Source organism: Dolichospermum sp. LEGE 00240, assembly GCF_015207875.1.
GTDB lineage: Bacteria > Cyanobacteriota > Cyanobacteriia > Cyanobacteriales > Nostocaceae > Dolichospermum > Dolichospermum gracile.
This window is the reverse complement of sequence record NZ_JADEVZ010000013.1, coordinates 69283-88115: the sequence shown is the minus strand read 5'-3', so window position 1 is coordinate 88115 and position 18833 is coordinate 69283. Positions and strand designations below refer to the sequence as shown.

The 18833-nt window shown below is 40.3% G+C and carries 16 protein-coding genes, 2 tRNA genes and 1 pseudogene; 12 read left to right on the top strand and 7 right to left on the bottom strand.

Annotation, left to right across the window (positions count from 1 at the left end; translation table 11 throughout):
• Positions 1 to 116 precede the first annotated feature (116 nt).
• The 4 genes from nrdJ to IQ226_RS06675 form a co-directional block, all read right to left on the bottom strand.
• Positions 117 to 3599 carry a ribonucleoside-triphosphate reductase, adenosylcobalamin-dependent gene (gene nrdJ / locus IQ226_RS06690; protein WP_193893647.1) on the bottom strand — a complete coding sequence of 1161 codons (3483 nt, stop codon included), beginning with the start codon at positions 3597 to 3599 and terminating at the stop codon, positions 117 to 119.
• A 360-nt stretch (positions 3600 to 3959) separates the two neighbouring features.
• The gene (locus tag IQ226_RS06685; protein ID WP_370567094.1) at positions 3960 to 4223 is read right to left on the bottom strand and encodes a hypothetical protein; all 264 of its coding nucleotides are present in this window, start codon (positions 4221 to 4223) and stop codon (positions 3960 to 3962) included.
• Between the two features lie 243 nt (positions 4224 to 4466).
• Complete coding sequence (locus IQ226_RS06680; RefSeq protein WP_193893669.1) at positions 4467 to 4649, bottom strand: hypothetical protein; 183 nt, start codon at positions 4647 to 4649, stop codon at positions 4467 to 4469.
• A gap of 69 nt (positions 4650 to 4718) precedes the next feature.
• Positions 4719 to 5015 carry a hypothetical protein gene (locus tag IQ226_RS06675; RefSeq protein WP_193893644.1) on the bottom strand — a complete coding sequence of 99 codons (297 nt, stop codon included), beginning with the start codon at positions 5013 to 5015 and terminating at the stop codon, positions 4719 to 4721.
• A gap of 286 nt (positions 5016 to 5301) precedes the next feature.
• Between IQ226_RS06675 and IQ226_RS06670 the strand changes: the two genes are divergently transcribed.
• Positions 5302 to 5883 carry an Npun_F5749 family FMN-dependent PPOX-type flavoprotein gene (locus IQ226_RS06670; protein ID WP_193893642.1) on the top strand — a complete coding sequence of 194 codons (582 nt, stop codon included), beginning with the start codon at positions 5302 to 5304 and terminating at the stop codon, positions 5881 to 5883.
• Positions 5884 to 5907: 24 nt separating this feature from the next.
• Here IQ226_RS06670 and cysE read toward each other — a convergent pair whose 3' ends face one another.
• Together cysE and IQ226_RS06660 are read right to left on the bottom strand one after the other, a co-directional pair.
• Positions 5908 to 6660 (bottom strand): serine O-acetyltransferase, encoded by a 753-nt coding sequence (gene cysE, locus IQ226_RS06665; protein WP_193893640.1) that lies wholly within the window; start codon positions 6658 to 6660, stop codon positions 5908 to 5910.
• 207 nt (positions 6661 to 6867) lie between these two features.
• Positions 6868 to 8553, bottom strand: a complete 1686-nt coding sequence (locus IQ226_RS06660; protein WP_370567093.1) for a DUF3352 domain-containing protein — start codon at positions 8551 to 8553, stop codon at positions 6868 to 6870.
• Positions 8554 to 8621: 68 nt separating this feature from the next.
• Here IQ226_RS06660 and IQ226_RS06655 point away from each other — a divergent pair, with 68 nt between their 5' ends.
• From IQ226_RS06655 to IQ226_RS06625, 7 genes and pseudogenes are all read left to right on the top strand, one after another.
• Positions 8622 to 8765, top strand: a complete 144-nt coding sequence (locus IQ226_RS06655; RefSeq protein ID WP_193893638.1) for a hypothetical protein — start codon at positions 8622 to 8624, stop codon at positions 8763 to 8765.
• 224 nt (positions 8766 to 8989) lie between these two features.
• Positions 8990 to 9982, top strand: a complete 993-nt coding sequence (locus tag IQ226_RS06650) for a DUF4351 domain-containing protein (protein ID WP_193893635.1) — start codon at positions 8990 to 8992, stop codon at positions 9980 to 9982.
• Positions 9983 to 10424: 442 nt separating this feature from the next.
• Positions 10425 to 10784 (top strand): rhodanese-like domain-containing protein, encoded by a 360-nt coding sequence (locus IQ226_RS06645; protein ID WP_193893632.1) that lies wholly within the window; start codon positions 10425 to 10427, stop codon positions 10782 to 10784.
• Between the two features lie 384 nt (positions 10785 to 11168).
• Positions 11169 to 12245 (top strand): heat-inducible transcriptional repressor HrcA, encoded by a 1077-nt coding sequence (gene hrcA / locus IQ226_RS06640; RefSeq protein WP_193893629.1) that lies wholly within the window; start codon positions 11169 to 11171, stop codon positions 12243 to 12245.
• Positions 12246 to 12258: 13 nt separating this feature from the next.
• Positions 12259 to 12915, top strand: coding sequence for a DUF2834 domain-containing protein (locus tag IQ226_RS06635; protein ID WP_193893626.1), 657 nt, complete (start codon positions 12259 to 12261; stop codon positions 12913 to 12915).
• A 7-nt stretch (positions 12916 to 12922) separates the two neighbouring features.
• Positions 12923 to 13054 (top strand): annotated as a pseudogene (locus tag IQ226_RS06630) (M23 family metallopeptidase); the annotation flags it as partial.
• 50 nt (positions 13055 to 13104) lie between these two features.
• A tRNA-Arg gene (locus IQ226_RS06625) sits at positions 13105 to 13177 on the top strand.
• A gap of 681 nt (positions 13178 to 13858) precedes the next feature.
• Here IQ226_RS06625 and IQ226_RS06620 read toward each other — a convergent pair.
• Positions 13859 to 13942, bottom strand: a tRNA-Leu gene (locus tag IQ226_RS06620).
• A 283-nt stretch (positions 13943 to 14225) separates the two neighbouring features.
• Here IQ226_RS06620 and murA point away from each other — a divergent pair.
• From murA to IQ226_RS06600, 4 genes are all read left to right on the top strand, one after another.
• Positions 14226 to 15605 carry a UDP-N-acetylglucosamine 1-carboxyvinyltransferase gene (murA, locus tag IQ226_RS06615; protein ID WP_193893659.1) on the top strand — a complete coding sequence of 460 codons (1380 nt, stop codon included), beginning with the start codon at positions 14226 to 14228 and terminating at the stop codon, positions 15603 to 15605.
• Positions 15606 to 15856: 251 nt separating this feature from the next.
• Positions 15857 to 16951 (top strand): Gfo/Idh/MocA family protein, encoded by a 1095-nt coding sequence (locus tag IQ226_RS06610; RefSeq protein WP_193893623.1) that lies wholly within the window; start codon positions 15857 to 15859, stop codon positions 16949 to 16951.
• Positions 16952 to 17254: 303 nt separating this feature from the next.
• Complete coding sequence (locus tag IQ226_RS06605; protein WP_193893620.1) at positions 17255 to 18178, top strand: energy-coupling factor ABC transporter permease; 924 nt, start codon at positions 17255 to 17257, stop codon at positions 18176 to 18178.
• Entirely contained in the window at positions 18171 to 18830 is a 660-nt protein-coding gene (locus tag IQ226_RS06600; RefSeq protein ID WP_193893617.1) for an energy-coupling factor transporter transmembrane protein EcfT, read from the top strand. Before IQ226_RS06605 ends, IQ226_RS06600 begins: the two co-directional genes overlap by 8 nt.
• The last annotated feature ends 3 nt before the right edge of the window (positions 18831 to 18833 follow it).

Below are 18833 nucleotides of genomic sequence, written 5' to 3'. Positions count from 1 at the left end.
CCCTCCCCGCAAGCGAGGAGGGGAACAGGATTTGCGGTTAAGTACTGTTTTTAGAGATTGGAACTCTCTTTGACTAAAAAGGGGGGCTTTGAGCAATGGTATGACGAAAAGAGATTTTATGATGTGGGTGGCTGTTCTGGGAACATACATTTATCTGAGTCACAACCGCTAGGGCCTGCTTCTGATAATTCTCCCAAATCGTAACGACTTAGGACTCCACAGAAATCATCTGTTTTCCGTCTGGCTTTGACTTCTTTCGATAAGCGTTGATATGTGGCTTTGTCTATGGGTTCAAAGGGGAGACGGGGGAAGGATTGCAAGTCGTCGAATCGGGCTAATAATGCGGCGGAAATATATCCTTCGTCATTTTGAATGGCTTCATAGATGCGTGTTCCCAATAGTTCAACTTCCTCGGAACGGAGTTCTAGGGTGGCTGAGGTGTTATGGGTAACGTAATGATTTTGAACTTGCATGACAAAATCCAGTTGCGCTAGGACGGAAAACTGGGAAACTTCTATTTCATCAGCACCGGGTAAGTCAGCCCAAGAGACGGCGACGGGGATTTCGACTAACCATTCTGTACACCGAGGATCAAAAGGGTCGTTGAGGAGGTTGCCGTTTTCGTCTTTGTCAGATTGGGAGGGGATGACGTTGTAACCATAGTCTATACAGGCTAGGGCGACGGGGTCGTTTTTACGGAAGGTAATGCGACGGATGAATCTTTGGGCTTTGGGGGGATGCCAACCGGGAGAAGCGCCTGTTAATAGGGATTTTGTGCCGGCTGGCTGAACTGTGGTACAACGGTTGGGGCGTTTGATTTGATGGCGATCGCAATATTCCCACACTACTTTATGGACGACATCTTTCCAGAAGTTGAGATATTTTTGCTCACCACGTTTGAATATCAGTCCTTCGGGGGTTTCAGGTCTTCCTGCTTCCCACCAGCGTAACCAATCTGTACCAAAAGCATGAACAAAGAAGTCAAATAAACCAGTAAAGGATACACCGACAATGGGATCTAATTCCCGGCTGTATTGATAGCGGGGTTCGAGGAATTGGTGATTTAACAGGGCGACGACGGAAAGCGCCCCAGCGGTAAATGCTTCTTCTTGTTCTTTGTAGTTGTCGGGGTCGAGTTGGTTTAAGTGTACTTCAGCCAAATTACAGTGAAAATTACTACCAATAATTTCTCCGCACGGATTTAAACCAAATCTACCTATTCTATGTTCTAGCTCATCAGCATCAATTTCAGGATAGTATTCTTTTATCCAAAACTTAGCTTTTCCTTGCTCGTAAGCTTGCAAAAATTCTTTTTTCAGTTCTGGTGTATTTAATAAATCAATGTTAGCTCTAGCAACTGCTTCACCAGCCCATTGAATTGCGCCTTCACCACTATAATACTGCTTTTGAACTGCTGCAATGGATTCTTCTAAGGTTGGTTTGCGGTGAAAGACTCGTGTATGATTGGCCATTCGCAAAGAATCACGCTCTGGATCTATACGCCAGTTACCTTCTGAATCTTGTTGCCATAAGTTATCTTTGGCAGTTGCGCCTTGTTCATCTTCAGAAACGAATTGACGCATACCGGCACTATTAGAAACTAAAATACCTTCACACACAAATTCATGAATATTGGCAACTTCAATATCATAGGTTTGTGCAGTGCGTACATTCATTTCTACCCCTAAAACCTTGACTGGAACTAATTCAGTCGCGTCAGGAAGATATTTTTTTAAAGTAGGTAGTATCATTTGCTCCTGATTATTACTCCATCCATATTGATAGGAGTTAATAATTGGACGTACCATAGTTGTTGGGAAACCATGATCTTTAAATGATTTTGGGGTTTGACGTTTTTGGTTAGGAAATTGCAGGGAATATTTTTCAAAGCAGTTTTCAATAGATTGATATGCCGCTGCACCAACTGTGACTAATTCACCTTCCCATTTGCCAGTTCGCTTGCGAATTGAACTACACATCCGGGTTGTAATTCCCAGGGATGCGTAAAGGGCTTGAATTTGCTGTAAAAATCGCTGGTGAACTGAAGCTACTAAAACACCTTGAGAATGACAACCATCTGCATCAGCAAGACCAGCTAGGTAAGCTTGGCGAATGTCTGCTGTACCTAATAATATACAATCGGGGATATTTAAGGGTTGAAATGGTTGTTTGAATAATCCTAGATATTGGTTTAAAGCTGCTGAGTTAAATTGTAACTCGTAGGCTTTGGTTTTGCATTGTTCTGGGGTTCTTATGGTGTGAGTTTCTAAACCAAATTCATTCCCAACGGCAATTAAACGGTCTAAAATATTGGGGTCATTTTCATGAACGCGGAATCTGACTCTTAAACCATCAGAACTAACTGAACCATCACCCTGTAAATAGCCGATAAAGTAAGCAACATCAGGAGTTAAGGCAGGAACAGTAATTTTTTTGGTCTTACCTTCGACTTTACCCCGAAACTCAGGCAGTTCAGTAGGTGTACCAGGTATAGTTTGTGGCACGAATATCAAGCGATCGCCTGATTGCAAATCCTGAGCCTTAACCATTTTATAATTGCCGTACACATCTGTGAAAACGGCAACTTTATGATCGGCTGTACATTCAAAGCTGCCATCTTGAGTTTGAATCCGGCAGAGAGATTGTTCACCTTGAATAAAGAAGTTAGTAACAGGATAAAAACCCTTGCTGGTGAGAACGCGATCGCCTACACGCACCTTAGCAATGGGAACTAAGCCTGATTCTGTATGAACTAAGGCATCTTCAGGAAGACAGCGCCGAATATTGCCAGCAACAATTGTGACAGCAGCTTCATCAATTAATAAGCAGCATTCAACTGAATTTAATTGTCTGCCTATTGCCTTATTGAGAATAGAGGCGCAACGCTGATACAATCCAGGCAACTTCACAGGGTTAGCCATACCGCCAAAACCTTTGAGGGTTTCTCCAGATTGGCGGACATCGCTAATATCAACAATCACCTGAACGTCACCTGTAAAGCGTTCATCGGTAGAAAGTTCTAAAAGGGTTTGATAGGATTTTACCCAACCTTCCCGGCTGTCTCCAACGTGGATAATAGCGGTGTTAGCTTCTATATGGGTTTGTGTAAATTCACGACGCTGTGCTTGGGGTGTGCTGCCAATTTCACCTTTAATGGTGATATTGAGGCGATTACGGATAGGGGGAAGTTGATTAATATATTTTGGTTCGATGATAGCACCTGTACCACAGCCCATCATGGCTAGATCCATCATCAATCCAAAAGCACTCCAGTCTACAAGGTTAGTAGAGGTGCAGTTATAAGCACCGGAGAAGTTTTTGGGTTTGGCTAACCAATCTGTGCCACCAACCCACATCCAGCGCCCACTGGGGAGGGATTTCATGTTTCGCTGCATCTTGTCTAAAATGGCAGCTTCTTCACGGGTGAGTTTTCCCAGTTCTACTAAACCGCGTAAAGTGCGATCGCATACCTGGTCCCATGTTTCCCTCAAACCTGCCTCTGTTCTGCGGCTGTAGGTTCTAAAAAACACTGGATTGGCTGCTGGAGCAGATTCTGGAAAAGTTGCACCCTGACGTTGACGTTCAAGTTCTCGAACCATGATAAAGTATGATTGCTGATGGACAAACTATGACTATACGCCAAGTGGATTAAGGATTAAAGATTGAAAATTTTCCCACTTTGCGCTATAGCTGAGTCTGTGTCAATTATAACTACAGCAGGAGTCAGAAGTCAGGAGTCAGGAGTCAGGAGAAAAACCCTTTGGTAGCAAGAACTTGACCGTTGATTGATGTCCTAATTGCCTTGGAACTTGTTATATATTTTTGTTTTTTGTTTAAGTATAGAACCCCGACAGTGTATTATCAGGGTAATAGAATCTCAAAGTTTTACCTGTCAGTTTTCGTAGAATGGGGTATCAGTGTAATAGTGATGTTTGTGTAATTTTTGCGTTGACTATTCATCAAGCAGAAATAGTAAGTAAAGATGCCAATTCATTTGTATTAGTTACGACTTGATTTAATTGCTCACTGAAATAGATAACTTCATAATTAGGTGCAAGTTCTTTTTGTAGTTGTTTCCACAAACTAATCCCTTCTTGTTCAAAAGCTGCTGCTGCTTCTGGACTCAAATCTGGTGAATTACCAGGATCTTGCCAATTTAATGTGGCATTATAAGGAAGAACGCCGAAAACCCTTGAGAATGTGGGTGACTCAGGAAGCCACATTTGGGCTTTAGACAAGGGATGAAGGCTAGAGGCTTTCCTTTATCCTGCATTGATTTTAATCCATATTCGTGATACAACTATATTGTCACTAAAGACATAAAAAGCTACCGAGGGACTCTCGGAAAGTTACGCTTGTCAGATATGATTTCGCCCGCCAGGGCCAACGAAATCAGGGCAAGAACCCAAATATTTAAGGAACCCTGCCTGAACCTGGGATAACTGAGGGATATAGACTGAAACTCTCTATAGAATCTCCGCGTCTTTAGACCGGAGAGTGTCAAAAGCAGTTGCCCATTTTCTCAAATGGTTAATGGTTTCTTGGCTGAGGGGCAGTTTGGCTGGGTCAATGTTACCAACTTTGTCAGCATCTGCCCACCATAAAGGGTCGCACCCATAATCAGCCATTAGTTTAATTTTTATTGCCATAACTCTGCTGTTGAAAAGTTTTTGATGCGTAGAGGTAGGGGTTTAGCAGTGCTAAACCCTTACTCAAAATTATTTCTTAGATTTAGGCATTGCTTGCTGTAATTCAGATATAGACGCAAGCAATATCTTCACGAACCAAGCCATTGCAATAATTACAGCTACGGACACACCTCCATAGGTAAGTATAGGTATTATCTCTCCTGCATTTGGTTGTATGGCAGTATTTGTAGAATTAGCAGCTATCAGCCGATTGTCTACTTTTTCTGGGGTGTCCAACGTATTTTCTACAAGGATACTAGATAACTGATTTTCAACAGTCGGAAACGGTGGCTGGAAAATTCCAGTCTTATCGACTTGCTTTTTCATAATTAACAGGGGTAATCTTACACTCCCAACGTAGAGAGGGGATTTTAGCGGTAGAAGGGCAAGATTTGCGGATTCCCGTACGAGAAAACCGATCTAAAATTTATTGACAAAATACTGTTTTAATGTATAAACCAATAAATCCCAATTTATTGTTTGATTAATTTTTTCAGATTTATAATTAGGACTTACGCAACTGACCTATGATTAAGGTGCGTTTCCCCTGGTTTCCCGTACAATGAAAACAATTCTTATTCGGTAGAGATATTAATTACAACTAAAATTTTAAATGTCCTTAGCACCTTGGCGAAGTCTGATTACCCGCGCCCTACATCAAAATCGTAGCCTCGTTTATGCCCGCTATGTGCAACTAGCAACAGTGCGGGAAAATGGTTTTCCTGCTAATCGTACCGTTGTGTTTCGTGGCTTTCTAGACGATACAAATCAGCTAAAATTTATTACTGATATTCGTAGTGAAAAAGCTGAACAAATATCCAAACAATCCGCTGCGGAAATTTGCTGGTATTTTCCCAACACCAGAGAACAATTTCGGATTACTGGAGAATTAATATTAATAAGTGCTGATTCTCACCCACATTTACAACCTGCGAGAATTAAAATGTGGCAAGAATTAAGTGATGCAGCTAGGTTACAATTTGCTTGGCCTATTCCTGGTGATATGAGAGTACAAACACCAGAAGCTTTTACACCACCAGCACCAGACAATATTCAACCATTAGAAAATTTTTGTTTATTATTACTTGAACCAGTAAAAGTAGATCATTTACAATTGCGGGGTGAACCACAAAATAGATGGGTTTATCACCGCCATGAAAACCAGGAATGGTTGACAGAAGCAATAAACCCGTAATTTCAATTTTTGGTGTTTAATTTCCTAGATTCCTGCACCATCAAAGAATTCCTGAATCTGTTTATCTCTGATATTACAAAAATTGTGTTCTTTTAGTGATTCATCTTCTGTAAGGAATTTACCCACTAAAACCGGAGTTTTTGAGGAAGTTTGCAAAGCTTGAATTTGTGCTTCTAAGGCTTCAATGCGGTCAACTAAGGTGCGAATTACTTGGGCTTCTGAGTCTGGTAAATTGCTGTGTTCTAGAGGTGCAACCCGGACTCCAGAACGGTAGATAATGCGTCCAGGAACACCGACAACGGTACAACTAGATGGTACATCTCTCAATACCACTGAACCGGCACCAATGCGAACATTATCACCAATTTCGATGTTTCCTAAAACTTTTGCACCGGCACCAACGACGACATTTTCGCCTAATGTGGGGTGACGTTTACCGCTTTCTTTACCTGTTCCCCCCAGGGTAACACCTTGATAAATCAGCGCGTAGTTGCCGATAATGGCTGTTTCCCCAATTACTACTCCCATTCCGTGATCAATAAATACGCCTTTACCAATTGTAGCCCCTGGATGAATTTCTACACCTGTTAAAAACCGCGCAATGTGAGAAATCAAGCGGGGGAAAAAGGGAAGACCCAGACGACGCAACCAGTGTGCAAAGCGGTGAAATACTAGGGCTTGCAAACCTGGATAGCAAAACAAAACCTCCAACCAATTTCGGGCTGCGGGGTCACGTTCAAAGATGATGCGAAAATCGGCACGGAGTCTAGAGAACATTGAGATAGTACCCTTGATAGCACAACAAGCTACTCTCCCATATTATCGTGACTTGGTAATTAGGAATTGGTAATTGGTGATTGGTCATAAAATCCTTATTTTCATAAGAATTACGCAAAATATCGCTCAACCCAAATTATGTTTTCTTAACCTAACTGTATTGCTATTCATCCTGTTTATCCTTTAATCCTGGATATCCTCTGACATTTAATGCAGTTGCAAGAATACTCCGCTTTTGAGTGTTCCTGGTTCGCTGCTATAACTACTGACTGTCAGGGATTTTAAATGATCAAAAAGTGGCCTACCTAACACTTCTGCAAGTTTAAGCAAAGGTAGTTGAGGTTTGAGAAGATTCTGACTATTTTCCCAGTCTAGATAAATATACCCTTGGTTGGGTCGGGGAATTGTGGCAATACTATTTTGAAATTGGGGATTTTCGAGGAGAGATTTTTGTTTGTGACTTAAAATTGTTTTGAGGGTTTTTAAGTCGGAACTGAAAATTTCATAATTATCTAAGGTTGTATGCACTCCGTTAAATCTTGTGTCAACATTAATGGATTTGTTATTTTCACTTGTGGCTGTAATTTTTGTCCAAGCTGATATTTTTTGTTGATCTAAAGTTAGGGAACTAAGGTTAAAACCACTTCTGGTGGCAATATTATTTAAATGTGTGATTCCTGCTGTTAATTCTGGGTTTTTTTCGCTGATAAATAACCAATGAGGGGTGGTATTTTCTGAATTAGGTAATAAAGCTAAAGCGTATTCTCCCGTTACCCAATTGAAAATATCCTCGCTAAAGTTTAAATTCCAATTGTGTTGGATTTTTGCTAGGGGTTGTAGTAATCGAGCAGTACCATCTTCACTAGAACCGTAGATAGTTGCTGTTCCTTGTTTCCACAGTTTTGCGACATCGCTATTATCTAGTTTACTCAAATTTGTGCCGGCGATCGCAAAAGCTGTTGATTCTGGAATATACTGTAATGCTCCCACAGGTTGAGATAGTGGTGATGATGAAGGTACAATCTGGGAATTTGTTAAAAATGTACTTTCTGTGAGCAATCCTTGGGAGTTGAAAACGAAAGAGAGAATTTGGCTATTATAAGTTGATTCTGCTAATTCTAGTCCTTGCCATTTCCCAACTTCGGGTAAATTCAAGAAAGTTACAGCTACAGCATTTTTAGAGATTTGTTGAGTAGCTTTTTGATATTCTAGAGAACTAATTAAGTTTAAATCTGGCGCTTGTAAATTATTAATTGCTTCTTTGATTACTTGAGGATGATTAGCCAGCAAAACAAAATTATTAACAACTGCACCAGCTAAATTATTTTGGATTTTAGATTTTGGATTTTGGCTGTTTACGTCTGGTGCATATTCGGCATGATCATAAATAACCTTGACACCTTTGTAATGTTCAATTCCTAAATTAGTGCCACTAAAAGCCCGTTGAGAAAATAACAATTCCAAAAACTCACGGCTTTTCTCCGGTGTTGTACTTGCAAGCGCCATTAAATACCCGGTTTGTAGTCCGTTGTCTGGATCACGGTCTATATCTATGGTAGTTGCAGCTAGGGTAATTTCATTACCCAACCAGGGTTTAATATCACTTGAATAATCTATATTACTTTTTGCTAGTAGACGATTTTTGAGTTGAGAAAATTCTCCTTTTGGTGCTATTTTCTGTAAACCGTCGGGATTTACCAATAATGATACCATTGCTGGTGAGGACTTGGGAACAAATATAGCCGCAGTGGGTTGAGAGTTGCGAACTACAAGACTAACTGGACTTTTTTTCGCAAACCAGGAAAATTTAGCTACGCAAACTAATACAAGCGTGATTATGCCAGCTATAAGGAAACCAAGTTTAATATTTTTTGTTAAGTTTTGACTGTTCACATTCTTTATATTTTCTAGCTTTTCTGCAAACAGGAATAGTATACGCCTTATGTGAGTTGAGAACCAGGATGCTGTTGAAAAGTAAGCACTATGAAGTTAACATCAACTTCCAAATCACCACCTACGACCCCAAAGTCGCCACAATCCTCATTGACGACAACGCTAATGGTATGGGCTGGTTCATAGACCCCACCCCCAATGCTATAGTGTAAGAGGATGTTTGAAAAGTTTCCGGCGATTAGAAATCGCTACTACACAAACAAAGTCCACCTGCGTGGACTAACGAAAAATCAAGGCTTTTGAACCCACGTTCGCGTAGCGTTCCGAAGGAATAGGTGGGTTTCGTCTGTGTAGCTGCGACTTCTAGTCGCCCTTGCAAGTAATAAATTAGACTTTTCAAACACCCTCTAAATGATAGAGTCATACTAAAAGTTAAATGAGTGAAGTAACAGCTAATTATGATGAATCATGGAAAGAAGCATTAAACGAATATTTTGAAAGCTTTTTATCCTTTTTTTTCCCCGAAATTTACGAATTAATTGATTGGACACAACCACCACAACCACTGGATAAAGAACTACAACAAATTACCGCTTCCTCAGAAACTGAAAGCCGGATTGCTGATAAACTTTATCGAGTTTGGTTGTTGAATAAAGAACAGATATGGATCTTGATTCATGTAGAAATTCAAAGTAATTATGATGTTAACTTTGAAAAACGGATGTTCGTTTATCATTATCGCGCCTTTGATCTTTATGAAAATAAAGTCCTGAGTTTAGCCATTATCGGTGATGACCGACCGAACTGGAGACCGAACTGTTATCATTATGCGATCGGTAAAGGTGAAATTACTCTGAAATTTCCCACTGTTAAACTGATTGACTACAAATCCCGTTGGGATGAATTAGAATGTAGTCATAACCCCTTTGCTATGATTACAATGGCACACCTGAAAACTAAGGATACAACTAATCAGTTTACGGAACGGTCAGAGTATAAATGGCAATTAATTCGCGGACTTTATGAGCGGGGTTTAAGCAAAGAACAGATTGTGAAGCTGTTTAAAATTATTGATACGATGATGACTCTACCGAAGGAATTACAGGTAGAATTAGTCGCTAAAATCAAACATTTTGAGGAGGAAAGGAAGATGCCTTTAGTTAGCCCAACTGAACAACTTGCTATGGAACGTGGTGAATTACGTGGTAAACTTGAAGGTAAACTTGAAGGTAAACTTGAAGGTAAATTGGAGTTAATTATCCGCTTACTAAATCGGCGTTGTGGTGACATTCAAATTTCTTTAACTGAACGAATTAGTCAATTATCTGTTAAACAGTTGGAAGAATTGGGTGAAGCTTTATTGGATTTCTCCTCTATCACCGATTTGGAAAGATGGTTACAAGATAATTTACCACTATCAGTCTCATAGGATGATTTTTTGATTTTGGAATGATTCCTAGCCCATGACTTACGTCACGCTGCGCTATCACCAAAAGACTTTTTCAGCAACCCTTATTTACAGCGATTTCCAATCATATAAGGTACATCCTAGCCCCCCTCATCGCTTGTGTAGAGGGCTTGGGGATGAGGTTCTTGTTCCAGGTTTGATGACCATTGGCTGTAATTCACATTCTGGCGTTGCTGATTAAGGGTATGAATTTTAGTCTCACGCAAAGGCGCAAAGACGCAAAGAGTTTTAAAGATTCAATTTGGGAATTTCATACCTCGATTCAGCAACGCCTACATTCTTTGGTCATGGGGAGAAAACGGTAACGCAGATATCAACAGATGCTAAACTGACCTTGGCTGAAAATAGCATCTTGTTTCTCAACTCACATAAGGTGTAGTATAGGTTTTTTTAGAAAAACTGCATGACAAATACATCATTTGATCAACCCTTTTCCGCAATTACTGTTGAGGAACTAGCCAAACGTCTTAAAAATCATGAAGGAACGCTTCAGTTAATAGATGTGCGTGAACCCCAGGAAATTGCCATAGCACGGCTAGATGGTTTTGTCAATCTTCCTTTGAGTGAATATGAACAATGGAATCAGCAAGTACCTGTCCGCTTTGATGCTCATGCAGAAACTCTGGTTCTCTGTCATCATGGTATCCGTTCGGCTCAGATGTGTCAGTGGTTAGTTTCTCAAGGATTCACAAATGTTAAAAATATTAAGGGTGGGATTTCCGCTTATTCGATTTTAGTTGATCCTTCAGTTCCTCAATATTAGGGAATAGTAGGGGCGCAGGGTCTGCGCCCAGGATTGAGAAGGAATAAACAAGACAATTCCGCCCCTGCCCTCTGCTGGCGCTGTCAAAATTTCGATCAATAGAAAGTAATATTTTGTGCCTAAAACCACAACTTAGGTTGATAGACTATGAGATAATACTGAAAAAGAGAGAAATTCGTCTTCTTTTTGGGGTTCAGGTGTGTAGTAATGACAAATGCAGCAAATAAATATTGAAGGTAAATTTTGTGTTCAATTAATACAATATAAGTATATAATCTGCTATCTTACTTTAATTAATAATTAATTCTTTTTTCCGTTTTTGTGGCGAAAACCACATTTTTTTCAAATTTTGATTAAGATTTGCCTTCAGTAAAAAAATCACTTATGCAAGTTCATCTGACTAATCGGCAACAAAATATACTTTCTGCAACTGTCCGTCATTATATTACCACAGCAGAACCTGTTGGCTCTAAGGCTCTAATTGAAGGATTTGATTTGGGTGTTAGCTCGGCTACGATTCGCAGTGTGATGGGTGTTTTGGAAAAATCAGGTTTACTTTATCAACCACATACTTCTGCGGGGAGAATTCCTTCTGATTCTGGTTATCGTATTTACGTTGATCAATTAATTAAACCATCAGAAGTTTTAGCGAAAGAGGTAGAAACAGCATTACAAAAACATCTGCATTGGGAAGATTGGAGTTTAGAAGCTTTATTACAAGGTGCTGCCCAAATTTTAGCAACATTAAGCGGCTGTATTACTTTAATTACGATGCCGCAATCCACGACGGCAAAGTTACGACATTTGCAACTGGTACAAATTGAATCAGAGCGAATTATGTTAATTGTGGTGACGGATGGTTATGAAACCCATTCTAAGGTGATGGATTTATTTTTAGAGAATGCAGAAAATAAACCGGCAGCGGAGGTAATTGATCGTCAGTTGCAGATTGTTTCTAACTTTTTGAATACTCATTTAAGAGGACAGAGCTTGTTAGAAATAGGCTATCTTAATTGGAGTGAATTGGATCAGGAGTTTCGCGTTTATGGGGAATTATTAAAAAATTCTTTGGTAGAATTGACTCACCGCGCTCTGGCACCAACAACTACACAAATTATGGTGCGAGGGATTGGAGAGGTTTTACGACAGCCAGAGTTTTCCCAGATACAGCAGGTACAAACAATTATGCAATTGTTGGAAGAGCAACAAGACCAACTTTGGCATTTAATTTGTGAGGGTGCAGAAATGGACGATGCTAATAAGTCTAAGGTAACGGTGCGGATTGGCACAGAAAATCCTCTTGAACCTATTCGGACTTGTACTTTGATTTCGGCTATTTATCGGCGGGGTTCTGTACCAGTGGGAAGTGTGGGGGTTTTGGGTCCAACTAGGTTAAACTATGAGAGTGCGATCGCTGTGGTTGCAGCAGCAGCAGATTATCTCTCGGAAGCTTTTAGTTAATTTCCATAAATTCATGTTGAGAAAAATCACTTTTGGTCTACTATGGCTAGGATTTATTTCCTATGCCTTTTTCTTTGCTCCTCCCGAACAGCCTAATACTTTTGAGTTAATTAAAAACCTCTCTACAGGCAATTGGCAAGGCATTAATCCTCTGATTATATCTTTATTTAATATCATGGGGATTTGGCCTTTTATATATAGTGCGGTAGTCTTTTTTGATGGTAGAGGTCAAAAAATACCAGCTTGGCCTTTTGCTAGTGGTGCTTTTGCGTTAGGTGCTTTTGCACTTTTACCCTATTTGGCTTTAAGAGAACCCAATCAAAAGTTTGTTGGTGAAAAAAATTTATTTCTGAAAATCCTAGATTCTCGCATTTTAGGAATTTTATTAACTATAGGTACGGCGGTTTTATTAGCATCTAGTGTCCAGGGAAATTGGGGTGATTTCGTCCAACAGTGGCAAACTAGCCGATTTATTCATGTCATGAGTTTAGATTTTGTGATGTTGAGTCTATTATTTCCCATGTTGTTAGGAGATGATATGGCGCGACGTGGTTGGAAAGATAATCAATTATTTTGGTTATTTGTCATACCTTTATTTGGAACTTTGATTTATTTGTGCATCCGTCCACCTGTAGAGATAGGAAATAAAACAATTCAAAATTCGGCATAGGTAATCATCATTTGGACAAACTGTACAGAAAGGACAAGCGATCGCTGCTGTTGGTTCTACAGGCTTATCGACCAGACCCCGCCTCCATTTTGAAGTCCGCCGTGATGGTACACCCGTTAACCCAGCAAATTACTCATAATTTAATTTTATTTAAATTCAAAAAGTATGCTATACTGACGGAAGGTATAGGGGCGCGTGGCTCAGTGGATAGAGCAACAGGTTCCGGTCCTGTAGATCGGGGGTTCGAATCCCTCCGCGCTCATGTTTATTTTCTTTGTGCTTTTAGAGGGTGTTTGAAAAGTCTAAATTCATACGCCCCTGGGCGATTAGAAATTGCGGCTACACAGACAAAACCCACATTCGTGGGTTCAGATATCTTGATTTTTCATTAGTCCACGTATCCCTTACCGGAGCGTAGACATTTGTGGACTTCGCTTGTGTAGTAGCGAATTTATTCGCCGATAGCCTAGCATGGCGTTGGCCATAAACTTCTAAAATATCCTTTTCTTAGCGTCCCATAGTTTGACACTCTCCGGTCTAAAGACGCGGAGATTCTATAGAGAGTTTCAGTCTATATCCCTCAGTTATCCCAGTTTCAGGCACTGCCTTAAATATTTGGGTTCTTGCCCTGATTTCGTTAGACCTGGCGGGCGAAATCATATCTGACAAGCGTAACTTTCCGAGAGTCCCTCGGTAGCTTTTTACGTCTTTAGTGACAATATAGTTGTATCACGAATATGGATTAAAATCAATGCAGGATAAAGGAAAGCCTCTAGCCTTCATCCCTTGTCTAAAGCACAGATGTAGCTTCCTAAGTCAGCTACATCTTCAAGGGTTTTCGGCATTTCCCTTATAAAACCCATGATCAACGCAACCTTGTCATGGTAGACATCTGATTCTTATGTTGTGGCATTTTCGTAAAAAACCACATCTGAAATTAATATGCGGAACCCGGGACTTGAACCCGGAAGCCCGTGAAGGCACTAGAACCTGAATCTAGCGCGTCTGCCAATTCCGCCAGTTCCGCAGTAATCGAATCTTATTAACAGTTTATTATTATTGCCCAATTTTTTTTATTTGTCAAGAAAAGATTTGCCAGAATAGAGACAGAACAATTTGAAAATTTTGTTCACATCTAGCCAATCCCCATTTTTCCAATCAAGCCGGCATACTGCATGATAGAATCTAACGACTTTATGGCATTTGACAACCTAGAGAAAACTCTTCCTTGCTTTTAGCCAGGGGATAATTAACTTAGAATCAAAACCAACATCAAACCTTTATAATTACGTACTTTTGGAGGTAGGCTTATTAATTCTTCTACCAGCTTACCAGATGCCAAGTCTTCACTAGCAGCGGACTCCTCAGTCCTGCAAATCAGTGGAGGGCATTCTTTGGGAGGTCATGTGAAAATTAGCGGAGCTAAGAATTCCGCCCTGGTAATCATGGCTGGAACATTCCTCTGTTCCGGTGATTGTCGCATTCGCAACGTTCCCTTACTAGCGGACGTAGACCGGATGGGACAAGTTTTATCAGCTTTAGGATTACGTTTAAATAGAGAAGGTGACATCTTAGATGTTGATGCGCGGGAAATTACCACATCTAAAGCCCCTTATGAACTCGTTACCCAACTGCGAGCCAGTTTCTTTGCCATTGGTCCAATTTTAGCTCGACTGGGAGTAGCACAAATGCCCTTACCAGGGGGTTGTGCCATTGGTGCTAGACCTGTAGATTTGCACGTCAGGGGACTGCAAGCAATGGGCGCAGAAGTGTTAATTGAACATGGTATTTGCAATGCTCATGTTCCTGGGAATAATGGTAGATTAACAGGAGCAAAAATATATTTAGATACTCCCAGTGTCGGGGCGACAGAAACTTTAATGATGGCTGCTACCCTAGCAGATGGAGAAACCATCATTGACAATGCTGCTAGAGAGCCGGAAGTAGTTGATTTAGCTAACTTCTGTAACTCCATGGGCGCAAAAATTCAAGGCGCAGGAACAAGTACAATTACAATAGTGGGTGTACCTAAACTACACTCTACTGAGTATACTATTATTCCTGATCGCATTGAAGCAGGGACATTGCTGATTGCTGGTGCAATTACTCGCTCTGAAATAATTCTATCCCCAGTTGTACCAGATCATTTAATCCCCGTTATTGCCAAGTTACAGGAGATTGGTGTATCAATTATCGAAGAGGGGAAAGATTGCTTACGGATTTTACCAGCAAAAGCACTTAAAGCTATAAATATTGATACCTTGCCCCATCCTGGATTTCCCACGGATATGCAAGCACCTTTCATGGCTTTAGTAACTGTAGCTGAAGGTGACAGTATCATTAACGAATCTGTCTTTGAAAATCGCTTGCGTCATGCTTCTGAGTTAAATCGTTTGGGCGCGGATATCCGTGTTAAAGGTAATACTGCTTTTGTTCGGGGAGTGCCAGTGTTATCGGGCGCACCAGTTATAGGCACAGACTTAAGAGCTTCCGCAGCTTTAGTTATAGCCGGATTGGCGGCAACGGGAACAACCACTGTTCAAGGATTACACCATTTAGATCGAGGCTATGATCGCCTAGACCTGAAATTGCAGCAATTAGGAGCAAAAATTCTGCGCGTAAATGAAGCATCGAAAGATGTAGATTTACTTGCTAATAACCCTATTACTCCAGCTTCAGTTTCTATCTAAGGTTTGAGTATTTTGTCTTTGTTAACTTAATGGCGATTATTTTTATCTATTAATAATTTTCGCCATTAACTTTCTGAAAATCCAATTAATCTGTACAATTATTATAATACCTTGTCCATTTCCTGCTTTGTTGGGTTTCATGCTATTGCTTCGCGAACGTTTACGTTCCACAACCCAACCTACAAATCAAGGCTTTTTCTAATTTGGACAAGGTATTGATTATTATTAAGTCAATTTCATAAAAACTAAACATGATTGGGGTAGCAATTGTTGGTACAGGATTTGGTCAAAAAGTTCATATTCCTGCATTTCAAGCACATCATAATACTCAGATTGTCGCTGTTTATCATCGAGATATCAATCAAGCCAAAACCATTGCGGAAACTCACAATATCCCCTACACTGGCGATAATTTAGCAGAAATTCTAGCTTTACCCACAGTTGAAGCTGTCAGCATTTCCACACCGCCATTTTCACACTATGAAATGGCGAAACAAGTTTTGCAAGCTGGTAAACATCTTTTGTTAGAAAAACCTGTTACTTTAAATGTAAATGAAGCTAAAGAATTATATCAGTTAGCCCAAAATCAGGATGTAGTTGCAACTGTAGATTTTGAATTTCGGTTTGTCCCGGAATGGCAGTTTTTTTCTCAACTTCTTTCATCAAATTATGTAGGGAATATCCGATTAATTAAAATTGATTGGTTAGGTTCTTCTCGCGCTGATACTTCCCGTCCTTGGAATTGGTATTCCAGTAAAGAAAAAGGTGGAGGTGCTTTAGGTTCTTTAGGTTCTCATGCTTTTGATTATATTAATTGGTTATTCGGTTCAGTTCACAAATTAAATGCTCACTTAATTACTGCTATTCCTAAAAGAGTTAACCCCGCAACTGGAGAATTACAAGCAGTTGATACTGATGATACTTGTTTATTATCTTTGGAATTGGTAAATGGTACACCTTGTCAAGTTTCTATTAGTGCGGTTGTTCATGCAGAAAGAACTCATTGGATAGAAGTATATGGGGATAAGGGAACATTAGTTTTAGGTAGCAAGAATCAAAAAGACTATATTCATGGGTTTCAGATTTGGGGTTCTCAACCAGGAGAATCTTTGACAGAAATAGCAGTTCCGCAACAATTTCTCTTTCCTCAACATTATCATGATGGGCGAATCTGTGCTTTTCTGCGGGTTGTTGATGAATGGGTAAAGGGAATTACGAATCATCAACAAACTACTCCTTCTTTGCGGGAAGGAGTTTATTCGCAATTGCTCATGGATTTATCCCATGAATCTCATGCAAGAGGAAGTTGGGTAAATGTGCCAAGTTTGGGAGAGTTTTTGGATTAAGTAGGGCTTTGAGGATATCCAGATCGTTGAAACTGTTCCCTGTTCCCTACCTTCACAGACAACTTATTCAGCAAACCCTATATAAGATCATGTCATAAAGATTTATAAATGTTAACAATTCAAAAAATAAATATATAATTTGACGTATTTTTTATTATAAAATTACCCTAAATAAAATCCCAAAACATCCACCAATAGGGTATTGTCAAAAGAGATAAATTTTAGTTTGCTATTAATTTTGTTAGTGGTTATATTACTTACAATTAGTTTGCAAAAAACACATTTAAAGAATAGGTCAATCTTATGCACATACCCGATGGATTTGTTTCTTTGCCAGTAGCAGCAGCCACCAGTTTAGCCAGTGGAGCGGGTTTATTTATAGCTTGTGAGCGATCGCAAGCAACTTTTGGCATTCGTCGCGCCCCCATTCTTGGCTTAACCACAGCCTTTATTTTCGCCGCCCAAATGATTAATTTTCCCGTGGCGGGGGGGACCAGCGGCCACTTATTAGGGGGGGCTTTAGCCGCCATTATTTTAGGTAGTCCTTGGGCGGGAATGTTATGTATTGCTACAGTTTTAATTATTCAAGCCGTGCTATTTGCCGATGGTGGCATCACCGCTTTAGGTGCAAATATTTTGAATATGGGGATAGTCGGCGTGTGGGTAGCGTGGGGATTAACCCAAACCTTACAACGATTATTGGGCGGTTCTCAAAGGCGTTTACCCCTAGCAGCCGGCATAGCCGCCGCAGTTAGCGTAGTTGTCGCCGCCTTAGCTTGTGCCATTGAATTAGCCCTTTCTGGAACAGCGCCAGCCAGCATAGTTTTACCCACCATGACAGGTGTACATATTTTGATTGGTGTTGGAGAAGGATTAATTACCGGGGGTGTATTAACCTATCTAGCCACAGCCCGTCCAGATTTGTTACCAGGTGAGGAACATAAAGTTAGAGGTTGGTTAGTTCCCGTTGTGAGTATTTTGCTGATTTCCGGTGTGTTGTCTCTATTTGCTTCTGCTTGGCCAGATGGTTTAGAAAAAGTAGCAGAAAACTTGGGTTTTATCAACTTAGCTGAACAAGTCAGAGTGGTAGTACCAACACCTTTGGCTGACTATGAGATTAAAGGTTTAGGGCAAATCGGCACAAGTATTGCTGGGTTAGTCGGTTCTACAGCTTGCTTCACTGTGGCTTTTGGAATTGCTAAAGTCATAAAACCGAAAAATGCTTAAAATTTCCTTGCCATTACGCTTGCAATTATCCCTGATCATTGTGATTGGGGCAGCTTTTTTAAAACATCATACTTGGTCTAATTTACTAGTATATGGGGCGATCGCCCTTTTATGGGTTGGCATATTACAAGTACCCATTCGCAAATTGGGCGGTTTACTCGGTGCAGAATTAATTTTTCTATCATTGGTGGCTTTACCATTGGGATGGGAACGAGCTAGTTTTTTGCTTGTGCGTTCCTTAATTTGTTTAATTACCATGAATAGTTTTTTATTAACCTTACCTCCCCATAGTTTCGGCATTGCCCTCAAAAGCTTACCAATACCTGCCCCATTAAAGGAAAACCTGATTTTAGCCGCCCAATACTTAGATATCTTACTTTCAGAAGTAAGGCAAATGCAGCGCAGCGCCCAATTACGTGGTTTAAATGGTGCAGCGGGATGGCTACGTTATGCTAGTGCTTCCATGATTGGTGCTTTATATCTTCGCACCCTCGACAGGGCGGAAAGAGTTTATGCTGCTATGGTAGCCCGTGGATATAATGGACAATTACCGATAGATTCCCCCCTCAAATCGAAAGAACGTTTTATCTTGTTAATAGCTGGGGTGACAGCTACTTGTTTAACCCTAAGTTCCTACCTTACTGTTATTTGAGTG